A 14,754-nucleotide genomic window follows, 5' to 3' on the forward strand; every position below is an offset into this window, starting at 1 on the left:
GAGGCCATGACCATCGAAAAGCCGCGCGCGGCCGCCCGCCGATATCGCCCCTCCGGGTCGGCCGTCGTCATGGCGCTGTACCTGATATTCCTGATGCTGCCGATCTACTGGCTGCTGAACATGAGCCTGAAGACCAATAACGAGATACTCGGATCGTTTTCGCTGTGGCCGCGCGACCTGACGTTGGCCAATTATGCCAAGATCCTGACCGATCCCAGCTGGTACATGGGCTATGTCAATTCGCTGATCTATGTCGTGATGAACACGGCGATTTCCCTGTCTGTCGCCCTGCCTGCGGCCTATGCATTCAGCCGCTACAGCTTCATGGGGGACAAGCATCTGTTCTTCTGGCTGCTGACCAACCGCATGGCGCCGCCCGCGGTGTTCGCGCTGCCGTTCTTTCAACTCTATTCCAGCATCAGCCTGTTCGACACGCATATCGCCGTGGCGCTGGCGCATTGTCTGTTCAACGTGCCGTTGGCGGTCTGGATATTGGAAGGGTTCATGCGCGGCGTGCCCAAGGAGATTGACGAGACGGCCTATATCGACGGGTATTCGTTCCCGGCCTTCTTCATCAAGATTTTCACGCCGCTGATCGCGTCGGGCATCGGCGTTGCGGCGTTTTTCTGCTTCATGTTCTCATGGGTCGAACTGCTGCTGTCGCGCACGTTGACGTCGGTAGACGCAAAACCCATCGCCGCCACCATGACGCGCACGGTGGGCGCGGCGGGCGTCGACTGGGGCGTGCTGGCGGCGGCGGGCGTGCTGACCATCGTTCCCGGCGCGTTGGTTATTTATTTCGTGCGGAATTATATTGCCAAGGGCTTTGCCCTGGGGAGGGTGTGATGCGCTGGTCGCTCGTGAAAGGAGCCGACAATGTTTGACTGGATGGCATGGACATGGCCCACCGCGACCTTCTTTCTGGTCATCGCGGGGCTGTTGCTGACCTTCACGATCCTCGCGGTGAAATTCCCCGAAGTGCCGCGCACCGGCATCCTGCGGATCGAGACGACGCGCGGCGACCGGTTGTTCATCACGCTGCTGGGGTCGGCCTTTATCAATCTGGCGTGGCTGGGGCTGGGCCTTGGGCCGCAATATTTCGCCTTGCTGGTCTGCCTTGTCTACGCTGCGGCGGTGTTCCGTTGGGTCTGACGGGGCACGCCCGCCCGAATTAAACCGTTCACCTATAAGGGAGGAAACCTAATGAACGTTCTGCTCAAATCATCCACCGCGCTGGGGCTTGTCCTTGGCATGGTGGCCGCACCTGCCATGGCCGACATGGAGGCGGCCAAGACGTTTCTCGACGAAGAGATCGGCGATGTGACAACACTGCCCCGCGCCGAGCAAGAGGCCGAGATGCAGTGGTTCGTCGACGCGGCCCAGCCGTTCAAGGACATGCAGATCAACGTGGTGTCCGAAACGATCACCACCCATGAATACGAGTCCCAAGTGCTGGCGCCCGCGTTCACCGCGATCACCGGTATCAAGGTCACGCATGACCTGATCGGCGAAGGCGACGTCGTGGAAAAGCTGCAAACGCAGATGCAGTCGGGCGAGAATATATATGACGCCTATGTCAACGACTCCGACCTGATCGGCACGCATATCCGCTATGGGCAGGTCCGCAACCTGACGGACTGGATGGCGAATGAGGGCGCGGACGTGACCTCGCCCACTCTGGACCTTGCTGATTTCATCGGCACGCAGTTCACCACGTCGCCCGATGGCAAGCTGTATCAACTGCCCGACCAGCAATTCGCGAACCTCTACTGGTTCCGCTACGATTGGTTCAACGATCCCGAAATCATGGCCGATTTCAAGGAAAAATACGGCTATGATCTGGGCGTTCCGGTCAACTGGTCAGCCTATGAGGATATCGCCGAATTCTTTACCGGCCGCACCATCGACGGCGTCGAAGTCTACGGCAATATGGACTACGGCAAGAAGGATCCCAGCCTTGGTTGGCGCTATACCGACGCATGGATGTCGATGGCCGGCATGGGCGATGTGGGCGAACCGAACGGCCTGCCTGTCGATGAATGGGGCATCCGCGTGAATGAAAATTCGCAGCCCGTCGGTGCCTGCGTGGCCCGCGGCGGCGCGACCAACTCGCCCGCGGCGGTCTATGCCGTGGACAAGGCGATCAAGTGGCTGCAGGAATATTCGCCCCCCGCCGCTGCCGGCATGACCTTCTCCGAGGCCGGCCCGGTCCCGGCGCAGGGCAACATCGCGCAGCAGATGTTCATGTACACGACATTTGTCGCGCCTCTGGTCGCGTCGGATGCGGTGATGAACGAGGACGGCACGCCGAAATGGCGCCTCGCCCCCAGCCCGCATGGCGTCTATTGGGAGGATGGCATGAAGGTCGGCTATCAGGATGTGGGGTCCTGGACGCTGATGAATTCCACCCCCGAGGACCGTGCGAAGGCCGCATGGCTCTATGCGCAGTTCGTCACCTCGAAAACCGTGGACGTAAAGAAGGCCGACATTGGCCTGACCTTCATCCGCGAATCGACCATCAATTCGGATCACTTCACCGCGCGCAAGGACAAGCTGGGCGGTCTGGTGGAATTCTACCGCTCGCCCGACCGCGTGCGCTGGTCGCCTACCGGAACGAATGTGCCTGATTACCCCAAGCTGGCACAGTTGTGGTGGCAGAATATCGGTGACGCCATGTCCGGTGCCAAAACCTCGCAAGAGTCGCTGGATCAGCTCTGCGCCGACATGGAGAAGGTGATGGAGCGGCTTGAGCGCGCCGGTATCCAGGGTGATCTGGGCCCGCTCCTCAATGAGGAGCAGGACGCCTCCTATTGGCTGGAGCAGCCCGGCGCCCCCAAGGCGAAGCTGGAGAACGAGGACGAAGAGCCGGAAACCATCGCTTATGATGATCTGGTCAGCTCTTGGAACCAGTAAGCTGAACACCACCGGGGCGCGCCATGCGTGCGCCCCGGACCCCGAAAACCCCGGACCCGAGACACCATGACCTATATTCTGGCGATCGACCAAGGCACCACCTCCAGCCGCGCGATTCTGTTCGACGATGCGCTGCGTGTGCGCGCCATCGCGCAGGAGGAGTTTCCCCAACACTACCCGCAATCGGGCTGGGTTGAACATGATGTGTCCGATCTGTGGTCGACCGTCGCCGGCACCTGCCGCGAAGTGATCGAACGCGCCGGGCTATCTTCGGCTGACATTGCCGCCATCGGCATCACCAATCAGCGCGAAACGACAGTTGTCTGGGATCGCAAGACCGGTCAACCCATCCATAACGCCATCGTCTGGCAGGACCGGCGCACCGCCGCGATCTGCAACGCCCTGCGCGACGAGGGGCACGAAGGTATGTTCACGGACCGCACCGGCCTGCTGCTGGACCCTTATTTTTCAGGCACGAAACTAAAGTGGATTCTGGACCATGTGGAGGGCGCCCGCGCAAAGGCGCGCAAGGGCGATCTGCTGTTCGGCACTGTCGACAGCTTTCTGATCTGGAACCTGACGGGTGGCAAATCGCATGTGACTGACGCCACCAACGCGGCGCGCACGCTGCTCTATGACATTCGCAAGGGGCGGTGGAGCCGGACGATCTGCGATCTGCTGGACATTCCGATGGAAATGCTGCCCGAGGTCCATGATTGTTCCCACGATTTCGGCGCCACGCGGCACGATTTGTTTGGTCGCGCCATTCCCATCTACGGCGTTGCTGGCGATCAGCAGGCGGCGACCATCGGGCAGGCGTGCTTCAACCCCGGCATGCTGAAATCGACCTACGGGACAGGATGCTTTGCGCTGCTGAACACGGGCGATACGCCGGTCTGGTCACAAAACCGGCTGCTGACGACGATCGCTTACCAGCTGAACGGCAAGACGACCTATGCGCTGGAAGGTTCGATTTTCGTCGCCGGCGCGGTGGTGCAATGGTTGCGCGACGGGCTGAAGATGATCCGCACGGCGACTGAGACGCAGCCCTTGGCCGAGGCCGCCGATCCGGGACAGAACGTGGTGCTGGTGCCCGCGTTCACCGGGCTTGGCGCACCTTACTGGAATGCGGAATGTCGCGGTGCGATCTTTGGTCTGTCGCGCAATTCCGGCCCCGCCGAATTTGCCCGCGCGGCGCTGGAATCGGTCGGATACCAGACCCGCGACCTGCTGGACGCGATGACGCTCGACTGGGACGGTGGTGCAGCGGGCGCCGCCACGCTGCGCGTCGATGGCGGGATGAGTGCGTCTGACTGGACGATGCAGTTCCTGTCCGACATCATCGGCGCCGAGGTGGATCGCCCCGCCACGCTGGAGACAACGGCAATGGGTGCCGCGTGGCTGGCGGGCGAGCGGGCCGGGATATACCCCGATCAGCAGGAATTCTCGGACATGTGGGCGCTGGAGCGCAAGTTTACGCCCATCATGACGCCCGAAACCCGCGATGCCAAGTACCGCTCATGGCGCCGCGCGGTCGAGGCCGCTCAGGTTTTCTAAGACGACCCAGCGGATCAGCATGGCTGTACTATTCCCCCGTGGGCAAATATGTTAGCGCTAGCTGGTGCCGCAGCGATAAGTATCGCACTCGATAGGGAGACGACGACATGGCCTTGCACCCGGTTCTGGAGCGCGTGACGGACAACATCATCGACCGCAGCGCGAAAACGCGCGGTGCGTATCTGCAAAGGATGGAGGCCGCCCGGTCCAAGGGACCGGCCCGCGCGCATCTGTCCTGTAGCGGGCAGGCGCATGCATACGCGGCAGCGGATGATGGCGACAAGGCCGCGCTGGCCACCACCAGCGCAGGCAATCTGGGCATCGTCACTGCCTATAACGACATGCTGTCGGCGCATCAGCCATTCAACCGCTTCCCCGAGCTGATCCGCGACGCGGTGCGGCAGGCAGGCGGCACCGCGCAGGTCGCGGGCGGCGTGCCTGCCATGTGCGACGGCGTCACCCAAGGCGAGGCGGGGATGGAGCTTAGCCTGTTTTCCCGCGACGTCATCGCGCTGGCCGCCGCTGTTGCGCTGAGCCATGACACGTTCGACGCTTCCGTATTTCTGGGCGTGTGTGACAAGATCGTGCCGGGCCTTGTGATCGCGGCGCAGGCCTTTGGCCACATGCCCGCCGTGTTCCTGCCCGCTGGGCCGATGACCAGCGGCCTGCCCAATGACGACAAGGCCAAGGTGCGCCAGAAATTCGCTACCGGCGACGCCACGCGCGAGGAATTGATGCAGGCCGAAATGGCCGCCTATCACGGCCCCGGCACCTGCACATTCTACGGGACTGCAAACACCAATCAGATGCTGATGGAGTTCATGGGCCTGCACCTGCCCGGTGCCAGCTTTGTCACGCCCAATACCGACCTGCGCGACGCGCTGACGCGCGAAGGCGCCCGGCGCGCGCTGGCGCTGAGCGCGCAGGGGAACAACTACACCCCGGTGTGCAAGATTCTGGACGAGCGGGCCTTTGTGAATGGCATCGTCGGACTGAACGCCACGGGCGGGTCGACCAACCTGCTGATCCACCTCATCGCGATGGCGCGGGCCGGGGGGATCATCCTGGACTGGCAGGATTTCTCGGCCCTGTCGGACATCACGCCCCTGATGGCGCGCGTCTATCCCAACGGTCTGGCCGATGTGAACCATTTTCACGCGGCCGGGGGTCTTGGCTACATGATTGGCAACCTGCTGGCGAACGGCCTGCTGCATCCCGATACCGCCACGGTTGGCGGCGACGGCCTGCACGCCTATACGCAAGAGCCGCGATTGCAGGGCAGTGATCTGGTCTGGCAGGACGGCGCCGGGCGCAGCCTGAACGACAAGATCCTGCGCCCTGCGACCGATCCGTTTCAGGCGTCGGGCGGGCTGGTGCGGCTGAGTGGTGCGCTGGGCACGGCGGTGATGAAGATTTCCGCCGTCGCGCCCGAGCATCGCATCGTCGAGGCGCCCGTGCGCGTGTTCGATGACCAAGATGCTGTGAAGATCGCGTTCAAGGCGGGCGAATTGACCGGCGATCTGATCGTCGTTGTCCGGTTTCAGGGGCCAAAGGCCAATGGCATGCCCGAATTGCACAGCCTGACGCCGCTTCTGTCGATCCTTCAGGGGCGCGGGCAAAAGGTGGCGCTGGTCACCGATGGGCGCATGTCCGGCGCCTCGGGCAAGGTGCCCGCCGCGATCCACATCTGCCCCGAGGCGATGGATGGTGGTGCCATCGCACAGCTGCGCGACGGGGATATCCTGCGGATCGATGCCGAGGCCGGAACGCTTGATATCCTCACCGATGGCGTGCTGGATCGCCCCGCCGCCACGGCAGACCTCAGCGCCAATCAGTTCGGCGTCGGGCGCGAGCTGTTCGCGTCATTTCGCGGCAATGTCGGCTCTGCCGAAACCGGCGCGACGATTTTTGGAGACTGACTCATGCCCATAACCGCACCCGAGGCCAGCAGTCAGACCCGTGAAATCTGCGCATTGGCCCCCGTGGTTCCCGTCCTTGTCATCCATGACGCCGCCCACGCGCGCCCCTTGGCCGAGGCGTTGATCGCGGGCGGTCTGCCCGCGTTGGAGGTGACGCTGCGCACCCCTGCCGCGCTGGAGGCGATTCGCGCGATGGCCGGGGTGCCGGGCGGGCATGTCGGCGCGGGCACGCTGATAACCCCCGATGACGTGCGCGCGGCCAAGGCGGCAGGCGCGCAGTTCGGCGTCTCGCCCGGCGCGACAGGGGCGCTGCTGGATGCCTGCGAGGCCGAGGGCCTGCCCCTTCTGCCCGGCGCCGCCACCGCGACCGAGGCGATGGCGCTATTGGCGCGCGGGTACGCGATGCAGAAGTTCTTTCCCGCCGAAGCCTCCGGCGGCGCGCCCGCCCTTGCGGCCATCGGTGGTCCCCTGCCGCAGATCACCTTCTGTCCGACGGGCGGCGTAAATGTAGACAATGCCGCGCAATATCTGAGCCTGCCCAATGTCATCTGTGTCGGCGGCAGCTGGATTGCCCCCCGTGATCTGGTGAAGGCCGAAGATTGGGGCGCGATCACGGCATTGGCCCGCGCTGCTGTGAAAATTGGACGCAAACTATGATGGGTGGGGGAAGTGGCGCCTGCATTCACCGATCCGCGCGCTTGGCCGGGAACCCGTATCCGTGAGAAACTGTACCCAGCCCCCCATGTTCGATGGGCCCGCAATCCCTATCGATGATCGGGCCTGATCAGAGGGTGCTTTGGATGTCGTCCACGGCCCGCTCCGGACCTGAGGTGGATCGCCAGGCGGTGCGGTTTCCCCGAAGGCGCGGGTCATGGTCGGCGCAGCACGCGCTAAAGATCGGCGACTATCTCGCCTTTCATCTCTCCTGTCATCCGGGTTTGATCCACCCGGTCGACCGATCTGCGAACCTCGTCGATCTTCAGTTCGGCTGCGTCCCTCGTGGCCTTGTCCGGCCATTCGGTGATAACCGCACTGGTCCGTTCACTGGTGCGGATCACCGTGATGCGGGTTGCCCCGAAACTCTTGAGCGCAGGAAGCCGCTTTTCCTCGATTGAGCGCAGGGCAAAATTGTAGTCGACCCCATCCGCAATCTCCCAGGTCGTGATTGTAATGTAGCGCATATCTCAGCCTCCTTAGGGTATCATTGCAGTCTATCACGAAACCGGTCCCAAGTTTACCGTCTGTCAGGCGCGGTGACGGCCATTCCTACTGAACATAATCCGGTCAGCGCCGCAGCCTTGAGCCCCTGAATCAGTCAATCATAGGCAACAGGGTGTTGATCGACACCTTCGCATCGCCATAGAACATGCGGGTGTTTTCCCGGTAGAAAAGCGGGTTTTCGATGCCGGAATAGCCTGTCCCCTGGCCGCGTTTGGACACGAATACCTGCGCCGCCTCCCACACGCGCAGCACGGGCATGCCCGCGATCGGCGAATTGGGATCGTCCTGTGCGGCGGGGTTCACGATGTCGTTCGATCCGATGACGATGACCACGTCCGTCTTGGACAGGTCGTCGTTGATCTCGTCCATTTCCATCACGATGTCATAGGGCACCTTCGCCTCGGCCAGCAGTACGTTCATGTGGCCGGGCAGGCGGCCCGCGACGGGGTGGATGGCAAAGCGCACGTTCTTGCCCTTGGCGCGCAGCTTGGTCACCAGATCCGACACCGCCCCCTGCGCCTGGGCGACGGCCATGCCGTAGCCCGGCACGATCACGACGCTGTCGGCGTCGTTCAGCGCAGCGGCAACGCCGTCCGCGTCAATCGCGACCTGCTGCCCCTCGACTTCCATCGCCGGGCCGGTCGTGTTGCCAAATCCACCGAGGATCACAGACACGAACGACCGGTTCATCGCCTTGCACATGATGTAGCTGAGGATCGCCCCGGACGAGCCGACCAGCGCGCCGGTCACGATCAGCAGGTCATTGCCCAGTGAAAACCCGATCGCCGCTGCTGCCCAGCCGGAATAGGAATTCAGCATCGACACGACGACCGGCATGTCGGCGCCGCCGATCCCCATGATCAGATGATAGCCGATGAAGAACGCCAGCAGCGTCATCAGCAGCAGCGTCCAGATGCCTGCGCCGCTCATAAAAAGGATCATCAGCAGCACCGACAGGCCCGCTGCAACCGCGTTCAGCGCGTGACCACCGGGCAATTTCTCGGCCTTTGACGTGATCTTGCCCGCCAGTTTGCCAAAGGCGACGACCGACCCGGTGAACGTCACCGCGCCGATGAAAACGCCCAGAAACACCTCGGCGCGCAGGATGGTATGCTCTGCCCCACTTTTGCTGGCGAGGGACTTGGCAAAACCGGTCAGGCCCTGCTGGTCCAGCCATGCGTCGCCGCCACTGGCGGGCATCGCCGCCTTGAGCGCCAGCACCGATTGCAGTTCCAGATAGGCGTTGAAGCCGATGAAAACAGCTGCAAGGCCAACAAAAGAGTGCAGCGCCGCGACCAGTTGGGGCATCTCGGTCATCTCGACCCTTTTCGCCACATACCAGCCAAGGACCGAGCCGCCGGCGATCATCACCAAGATGATGAACCAGTTGCCCATGCCGGGACCGAACACCGTCGCCACCACGGCGGCGCCCATGCCGACGATGCCGTACCAAACAGCGCGCTTGGCGCTTTCCTGCCCCGATAGCCCGCCCAGCGACAGGATGAATAGGACGGCTGCCGCGATGTAGGCCGCAGACACGATTCCGATTGTCATTGTTGCTGTCCTCTCAGGATTTCTGGAACATCGCCAACATGCGGCGCGTCACAAGGAAGCCCCCCACGATGTTGATGCTGGCGATAAAGACCGACACGGCGGCAAGAAGCACGACCAGCCATGAGCCGGACCCGATTTGCAGCAAGGCGCCCAGAATGACGATGCCGGAAATGGCATTCGTCACCGCCATCAGCGGCGTGTGCAGGGAATGCGAGACGTTCCAGATGACCGAAAAACCGATGAAGCAGGCCAATACGAAGACAATGAAATGACTCATGAAGCTGTCGGGGGCAAAGCCGCCGATCAGCACCATGATGACGGCGCCAAGCGCCAGCATACCCACCTGCGTTTTCGTCTGCTTGCGCACATGCGCCAGGTCGCTTGCCTTCTTTTCCTCGGCCGTCGGTACTGGCGTGGTCTGTTTCGGCTTGGCCGCGATGGCCTGCACCTTGGGCGGTGGGGGCGGATAGGTGATCGCACCCGCATGCACGACGGTCGCGCCGCGAATGACGTCATCCTCCATATTGTGCACGACCAGGCCGTTCTTGTCAGGCGTCAGATCCGTCATCATGTGCCGGATGTTCGTGGAATAGAGGCTGGACGCCTGCGCGGCCATGCGGCTGGGAAAATCCGTGTAGCCGATGATGGTGACGCCGTTATCGGTCACGATCTTTTCGTCCTTGACGGTCAGCTTGCAATTGCCACCCTTTTCGGCGGCCAGATCGACGATGACCGATCCGGGCTTCATCGCCTTGACCATGTCCTCGGTCCACAGCTCGGGCGCGTCGCGGTTCGGGATCAGGGCGGTGGTGATGACGATATCGATGTTCGGCGCCAGTTCGCGGAACTTGGCCAGTTGGGCCTCGCGGAATTCGGGGGATGAGACCGAGGCATAGCCCCCCGTCGCCGCGCCGTCCTGTGCCTCGTCGAAATCCAGATAGACGAACTCGGCCCCCATGCTTTCGACCTGCTCGGCAACCTCGGGGCGCACGTCAAACGCCAGCGTGACCGCACCCAGCGACGTGGATGTGCCGATCGCGGCAAGCCCCGCGACTCCGGCGCCGATCACCAGCACCCGCGCTGGTGGCACCTTGCCTGCGGCGGTGATCTGCCCGGTAAAGAAGCGCCCGAAATTGCCGCCCGCCTCGATCACCGCGCGGTAGCCCGCGATATTGGCCATGGATGACAGCGCATCCATCTTTTGCGCGCGCGAAATCCGCGGCACCATTTCCATCGCGATGACGCTGGCGCCCGAGGCGCGCGCCGCCTCCATCCCCGTATCGTTGCCGCCGGGATCAAAGAACGAGATCAGCGTCTGATCCTCGCGCAGGCGTTTCAGTTCCGTGCCATTCGGGGGGCGCACCTTGGCCACGATATCGCTGGCCTTCCACAGCGCGGCGGCGGTTTTGATCACCTCGACGCCGGCAGCCTTGTAATCGGCATCCGCAAACCCGGCGCCCCGCCCTGCGCCGCTTTGGATTGCGCAATCATATCCCAGCTTTTGCAATTGCGCCGCGCTTTCGGGCGTCATCGCAACGCGCGCTTCACCGTCTGTGACTTCTGCTGGAACACCAATTTTCACGTCTGCCTACCAATCCGTTTTGTTTGGCGCCGACGCGCCCGGGCAAGGCGTGTCGCGGCGCAAAATCTCTTGTGAGTAAACCACACCCGCAGCGTAACGTCGAAAAATAAGCATATGTGGGATAGCTTGGCAACGCCTAGGACGGGGCCGCGGCGTGGCTGGGCGCCGCAACAGCCGCCGCGCAGCTCAGCCAAGCCTTGATTTTCTTCTGTTGTTGGTGTGATATTCAGTAAGTGGAATTTGTGCCTGGGGATACCGCATGCAGTTCGGCAGACGACAGGTTCTTGCAGGTCTGGGCGGTCTGGCGCTTGGAAACGTGGCTCTGCCATCGTTCGCGCGCACCGTGATGCACCTGGGCGACGCCGAGGTGATCGGCCTCAGCGACGGTAATCTGGTCCTGCCTGCCGCCTTCTTTTTCCAAGGGCTGCCGCAGGATGAGCTGGATCTGATCCTGTCCAGACATAACGTGCCCCGTGATCAGCTGAAGCCGCCATGCAACCTGACCCTGCTGCGCCACGAGGGCAGGATCGTGCTGTTCGATGCAGGCGCCGGTCCGGCCTTCATGCCGAGCGCGGGCGAGATTCCGGACAGTCTGGAGGCCGAGGGGCTGACTCCCGGGGACATCACGCATGTGGTGTTCACCCATGCGCATCCCGACCATCTGTGGGGCATACTGGACGATTTCGACGAGCCGGTGTTTTCGCAGGCCAAGCTGATGATCGGGCAGGCCGAATGGGAGTATTGGACAGACCCGGACACGGTGGACACCATCGGGGCGGCCCGCGCATCCTTTGCCGTGGGCGCCGCGCGCAGGCTGGCCGCGATCGAGGGCCAGATCAGCTTGTTCAACGGCGGCGAAGAAATCCTGCCGGGCGTGATGGCCCATGCCACGCCCGGCCACACCCCCGGCCACATGTCATTCGAGATTCGCGATGGCTCCAGCGCCGTGATGGTTGGCGGTGACGCAATCGGCAATGATCACGTGGCCTTCGAGCGCCCGGACTGGGCCAGCGGCGCGGACCAAAACGCAGATCTGGGGGCCAGGACGCGGATGCGTCTGCTGGATCAGCTTGCGACGGATGATATCGCCTTGCTGGGGTTTCACCTGCCGCATGGCGGGCTGGGCCGGGTCGAGCGGGCCGCAGATTCCTATCAATTTCTACCGGCGGACGCATGATGCGCTGGGTTCTGCCTTTGATACTTGCCGCTGCCACTGCCCATGCCAGCGAGGATATCGCGGATAAATACCCCGGCTCGCTGCTCTATGATAAACCCTACGAGGTGATTCCCGGCGTCTTTTCCGCCATCGGCGCCACCGCGCCGCCAACCTACGAGAACGCGGGCCACAACAATAATCTCAGTTTCATCGTCACCGGCGATGGGGTCGTCGTGATCAACGGCGGCGCATCCTACGGTCTGGCCAAGGCGCTGCATGACGAAATCAGGGCCGTGACCGATCAGGAGGTCAAGCTGGTCTTTAACGAGAACGGTCAGGGCCACGCGATACTGGGCAACAGCTACTGGGCCGGGCAGGGCGTGCCAATTGTCGCGCATGTTGATGCAGCCGACGTGGTCGCGGAAAATGGCGGCACCATTCTGGAGGACATGAAACGTTACAACAAGGACCGCGCCGAGGGGACCGAAGTGCAAGGCCCGACCGAGACGTTTCAGGATGAATACATCGTCGAAATGGGCGATTTCCGGATCGAGGCGCGGTATCTGGGCCCGGCCCATTCGCCCGGCGACATCGTGATCTGGCTGCCCGGGCAAAGCCTTGTCATATCGGGCGATATGGCCTTTCACGAGCGGATGCTGCCGATTTTCGCGGACACCTACACCGCCGACTGGCTGGAGACGTGGGATAGCGAATTCGAGCCGCTGAAGGCCACCTATGTCATCCCCGGCCACGGGCATCCGACGAATATGGCGCAGGTGCGCCGCTATACGAGGGACTATCTGGTCTATTTGCGGGGCAAGATCGGCGCACATCTGGAGGCAGGCGGTGGTCTGGCCGAGGCCTATTACGTGGACCAGTCGCCCTATGCCAATCTGGACACGTTCGAGGAGCTGGCAACCAAGAACGCCGGGCGCGTATTCGAGCAGATGGAGTTTGAATAGCGCACCCGCACGCAGCGGTCAGGAAGGCTTCACGGCAAAGTCCGCACCAAGCGGGCGGTGCGTCGTCATCGCCAAATCGGTCGCGCATCGCCACCGACATCGTTATTGCCGTTATTCCAACGCGGCCTTCACGATCTCATCCAGCATCGCCTGCACGTCCTGCATGGGGCCGTCCGGATAGGTGCGGTAACCGATCATCACGTCGCCGCCCTGATCGGCCACGAAGATGCCATAGGGGCAATGTGCGATGTTCATCGGGTCCGCCTCCATCACCTGACGCGACAGTTGCGCCGAGCAGAAGAGGAAGATGTCGGCCTCGACGAACAGCTCCTTGGTGCTGCCCACGTCGGCGCCGGTCCGGTTCAGCATTTCGCCGGTATGGCTGACGTAATCCACAACCAGTCCGCGCCCGACGATGGCGTTTTCCACGGCAAAGGCCGCGTCGTCGAAACTGCCCTCAAAGGGGTAGGTGACGGCCTGATCGGCAGCCACGGCCGGGGCTGCGCCAAGCGCCAGTATCGCGGCGCTGATGAAGCGTTTCATGGGATGTCCTCCAGATGTCAGTAGGGTTGTAACATGGTGGCGCGCAGATTGGGTTGGCTCAGCTGCGCGCCTCTTTCTTAGCTGAACATGTCAGCGACGATACCGGCATACCAGCCTTCGGATTCCTGATAGGTGGCCTTGCGCAGGTCCGGGCTTTCGCCGGGGGCCGAGATGAAGCCGTCGACCTTGGCGATCTTTTCGTCCGTCGCCTCGTAGGTCGCGCCCACCTTGACGCCGTCATCGGCGGCGATCAGCGACCAGCAGGTGTTGGTGAACTTGGCCGGGAATACGCGTGATCCGGTCAGTGCGCCGCGCACCGCGTTGGCGCAGACCTTGGCCTGACTGTTGGCGGCAAAGCCGGATTTGGGCATGTCCCCCTGATCGGCCGCGTCGCCCAGAACATGGATGTCGGGATCGGCCTTGCTGCTCATGCCGGCGGCATTTACCGGTGCCCAGTTGCCATCCATGACGCCTGCCATCTCGGCGATGCGGCCCGCCTTCATCGCGGGGATGACGTTGCAGGCATCGACGCCGGTCGTCTCGCCGTCGATGGTGATGGTCATGGCGCTTGGGTCAACCGACACGTTGCCGCCGCCGAAATCCGCGCCGATCCAGTCGATCATGCCGGGATAATGGGTCAGCCAGCCTTCCTGAAAGAGGGTCATTTTCGAGAATTTCGGCTTGGGGTCCGCGATGATGATCTTGGCCGTCGGGTTCGCGTCTTTCAGCATATGCGCGACCATCGAGATCCGCTCGTAGGGGCCGGGCGGGCAGCGGAAGGGGTTTGGCGGCGCCACCATCGCGAATGTGCCGCCCTCGGGCATGGCGGCAACCTGCGCCCTGAGCAGCTCGGCCTGCGATCCACCCTTGTAGGCATGCGGCATGGCGTTTTGGGATGCCAGCGACCAGCCCTCAACCGCGCCGTCGATGAAATCAATGCCGGGGCTGAGGATCAGCTTGTCATAGGGCAGGGACGCGCCGCTGGCGAGGCTGACCGTCCTGGCATCGCGGTCCACGTCCACGGCCCAGTCATGCACCACGTTGATCCCGTATTTTGCCGCCAGCGTGCCATAGGTGTGGCCCAGATCGTCGATCTCCTTGAAGCCACCGATATAGAGGTTCGAGAAGAAGCATGTGAAATAGGCGCGCGACGGTTCGATCAGGGTGACGTCGACAGCCCCCTTGCTGTCCTTGGCGATGTAGCGTGCGGCGGTTGCGCCGCCGGCCCCTCCACCGATGACAACGACGCGGGGCTTGCCCGTGGCTTCGGCCAGCAGGGCAGGGGCGCCAAGCGTGGCGGCGCCGACGGCGGCAGTGCTCAGAAACAGGCGTCTGTTCAATCTCATC

At 62.9% G+C, this 14,754-nt stretch carries 13 protein-coding genes; 8 read left to right on the top strand and 5 right to left on the bottom strand.

Annotated features, from left to right (window positions below; translation table 11 throughout):
• Positions 1-6: 6 nt before the first annotated feature.
• The 6 genes from FGD77_RS08505 to eda all read left to right on the top strand — a co-directional run bounded on the left by FGD77_RS08505 (position 7) and on the right by eda (position 7,046).
• Positions 7-846, top strand: a complete 840-nt coding sequence (locus FGD77_RS08505) for a carbohydrate ABC transporter permease (RefSeq protein ID WP_255014150.1) — start codon at positions 7-9, stop codon at positions 844-846.
• Positions 847-876: 30 nt separating this feature from the next.
• The gene (locus FGD77_RS08510; protein ID WP_255008497.1) at positions 877-1,152 is read left to right on the top strand and encodes a DUF2160 domain-containing protein; all 276 of its coding nucleotides are present in this window, start codon (positions 877-879) and stop codon (positions 1,150-1,152) included.
• Between the two features lie 51 nt (positions 1,153-1,203).
• The gene (locus FGD77_RS08515; protein ID WP_255008498.1) at positions 1,204-2,913 is read left to right on the top strand and encodes an ABC transporter substrate-binding protein; all 1,710 of its coding nucleotides are present in this window, start codon (positions 1,204-1,206) and stop codon (positions 2,911-2,913) included.
• A 66-nt stretch (positions 2,914-2,979) separates the two neighbouring features.
• Entirely contained in the window at positions 2,980-4,470 is a 1,491-nt protein-coding gene (glpK, locus tag FGD77_RS08520; protein ID WP_255008499.1) for a glycerol kinase GlpK, read from the top strand.
• A gap of 107 nt (positions 4,471-4,577) precedes the next feature.
• Positions 4,578-6,389, top strand: coding sequence for a phosphogluconate dehydratase (gene edd / locus FGD77_RS08525; RefSeq protein ID WP_255008500.1), 1,812 nt, complete (start codon positions 4,578-4,580; stop codon positions 6,387-6,389).
• A gap of 3 nt (positions 6,390-6,392) precedes the next feature.
• Positions 6,393-7,046, top strand: coding sequence for a bifunctional 4-hydroxy-2-oxoglutarate aldolase/2-dehydro-3-deoxy-phosphogluconate aldolase (gene eda / locus FGD77_RS08530; RefSeq protein WP_255008501.1), 654 nt, complete (start codon positions 6,393-6,395; stop codon positions 7,044-7,046).
• A 233-nt stretch (positions 7,047-7,279) separates the two neighbouring features.
• Here eda and FGD77_RS08535 read toward each other — a convergent pair whose 3' ends face one another.
• From FGD77_RS08535 to FGD77_RS08545, 3 genes are all read right to left on the bottom strand, one after another.
• Positions 7,280-7,570, bottom strand: a complete 291-nt coding sequence (locus FGD77_RS08535; protein WP_255008502.1) for a hypothetical protein — start codon at positions 7,568-7,570, stop codon at positions 7,280-7,282.
• Positions 7,571-7,700: 130 nt separating this feature from the next.
• A complete protein-coding gene (locus FGD77_RS08540) occupies positions 7,701-9,164 on the bottom strand; it encodes an NAD(P)(+) transhydrogenase (Re/Si-specific) subunit beta (protein WP_255008503.1) in 1,464 nt (487 codons plus the stop codon).
• A gap of 13 nt (positions 9,165-9,177) precedes the next feature.
• A complete protein-coding gene (locus FGD77_RS08545; RefSeq protein ID WP_255008505.1) occupies positions 9,178-10,746 on the bottom strand; it encodes a Re/Si-specific NAD(P)(+) transhydrogenase subunit alpha in 1,569 nt (522 codons plus the stop codon).
• Positions 10,747-11,005: 259 nt separating this feature from the next.
• Between FGD77_RS08545 and FGD77_RS08550 the strand changes: the two genes are divergently transcribed.
• Positions 11,006-11,923, top strand: coding sequence for an MBL fold metallo-hydrolase (locus FGD77_RS08550; RefSeq protein WP_255008507.1), 918 nt, complete (start codon positions 11,006-11,008; stop codon positions 11,921-11,923).
• On the top strand, positions 11,920-12,864 hold the full coding sequence (locus FGD77_RS08555) for an MBL fold metallo-hydrolase (protein WP_255008509.1): 945 nt from the start codon (positions 11,920-11,922) through the stop codon (positions 12,862-12,864). Before FGD77_RS08550 ends, FGD77_RS08555 begins: the two co-directional genes overlap by 4 nt.
• A gap of 111 nt (positions 12,865-12,975) precedes the next feature.
• Here the strand turns inward: FGD77_RS08555 and FGD77_RS08560 are convergent, their stop codons facing one another.
• Together FGD77_RS08560 and FGD77_RS08565 are read right to left on the bottom strand one after the other, a co-directional pair.
• Positions 12,976-13,407, bottom strand: coding sequence for a DUF302 domain-containing protein (locus FGD77_RS08560; RefSeq protein WP_255008511.1), 432 nt, complete (start codon positions 13,405-13,407; stop codon positions 12,976-12,978).
• A 77-nt stretch (positions 13,408-13,484) separates the two neighbouring features.
• Positions 13,485-14,753, bottom strand: a complete 1,269-nt coding sequence (locus FGD77_RS08565; protein WP_255008513.1) for an NAD(P)/FAD-dependent oxidoreductase — start codon at positions 14,751-14,753, stop codon at positions 13,485-13,487.
• Position 14,754: the final 1 nt, after the last annotated feature.

This window comes from Roseovarius sp. M141 (assembly GCF_024355225.1).
GTDB lineage: Bacteria > Pseudomonadota > Alphaproteobacteria > Rhodobacterales > Rhodobacteraceae > Roseovarius.

Coding starts and splice junctions, on each gene's coding strand:
- FGD77_RS08565 (WP_255008513.1), bottom strand. CDS start 14,753: ATGAGATTGAACAGACGCCTGTTTCTGAGCACTGCCGCCGTCGGCGCC.
- FGD77_RS08540 (WP_255008503.1), bottom strand. CDS start 9,164: ATGACAATCGGAATCGTGTCTGCGGCCTACATCGCGGCAGCCGTCCTA.
- glpK (WP_255008499.1), top strand. CDS start 2,980: ATGACCTATATTCTGGCGATCGACCAAGGCACCACCTCCAGCCGCGCG.
- FGD77_RS08550 (WP_255008507.1), top strand. CDS start 11,006: ATGCAGTTCGGCAGACGACAGGTTCTTGCAGGTCTGGGCGGTCTGGCG.
- FGD77_RS08505 (WP_255014150.1), top strand. CDS start 7: ATGACCATCGAAAAGCCGCGCGCGGCCGCCCGCCGATATCGCCCCTCC.
- FGD77_RS08515 (WP_255008498.1), top strand. CDS start 1,204: ATGAACGTTCTGCTCAAATCATCCACCGCGCTGGGGCTTGTCCTTGGC.
- eda (WP_255008501.1), top strand. CDS start 6,393: ATGCCCATAACCGCACCCGAGGCCAGCAGTCAGACCCGTGAAATCTGC.
- FGD77_RS08555 (WP_255008509.1), top strand. CDS start 11,920: ATGATGCGCTGGGTTCTGCCTTTGATACTTGCCGCTGCCACTGCCCAT.
- FGD77_RS08510 (WP_255008497.1), top strand. CDS start 877: ATGTTTGACTGGATGGCATGGACATGGCCCACCGCGACCTTCTTTCTG.
- edd (WP_255008500.1), top strand. CDS start 4,578: ATGGCCTTGCACCCGGTTCTGGAGCGCGTGACGGACAACATCATCGAC.
- FGD77_RS08535 (WP_255008502.1), bottom strand. CDS start 7,570: ATGCGCTACATTACAATCACGACCTGGGAGATTGCGGATGGGGTCGAC.
- FGD77_RS08560 (WP_255008511.1), bottom strand. CDS start 13,407: ATGAAACGCTTCATCAGCGCCGCGATACTGGCGCTTGGCGCAGCCCCG.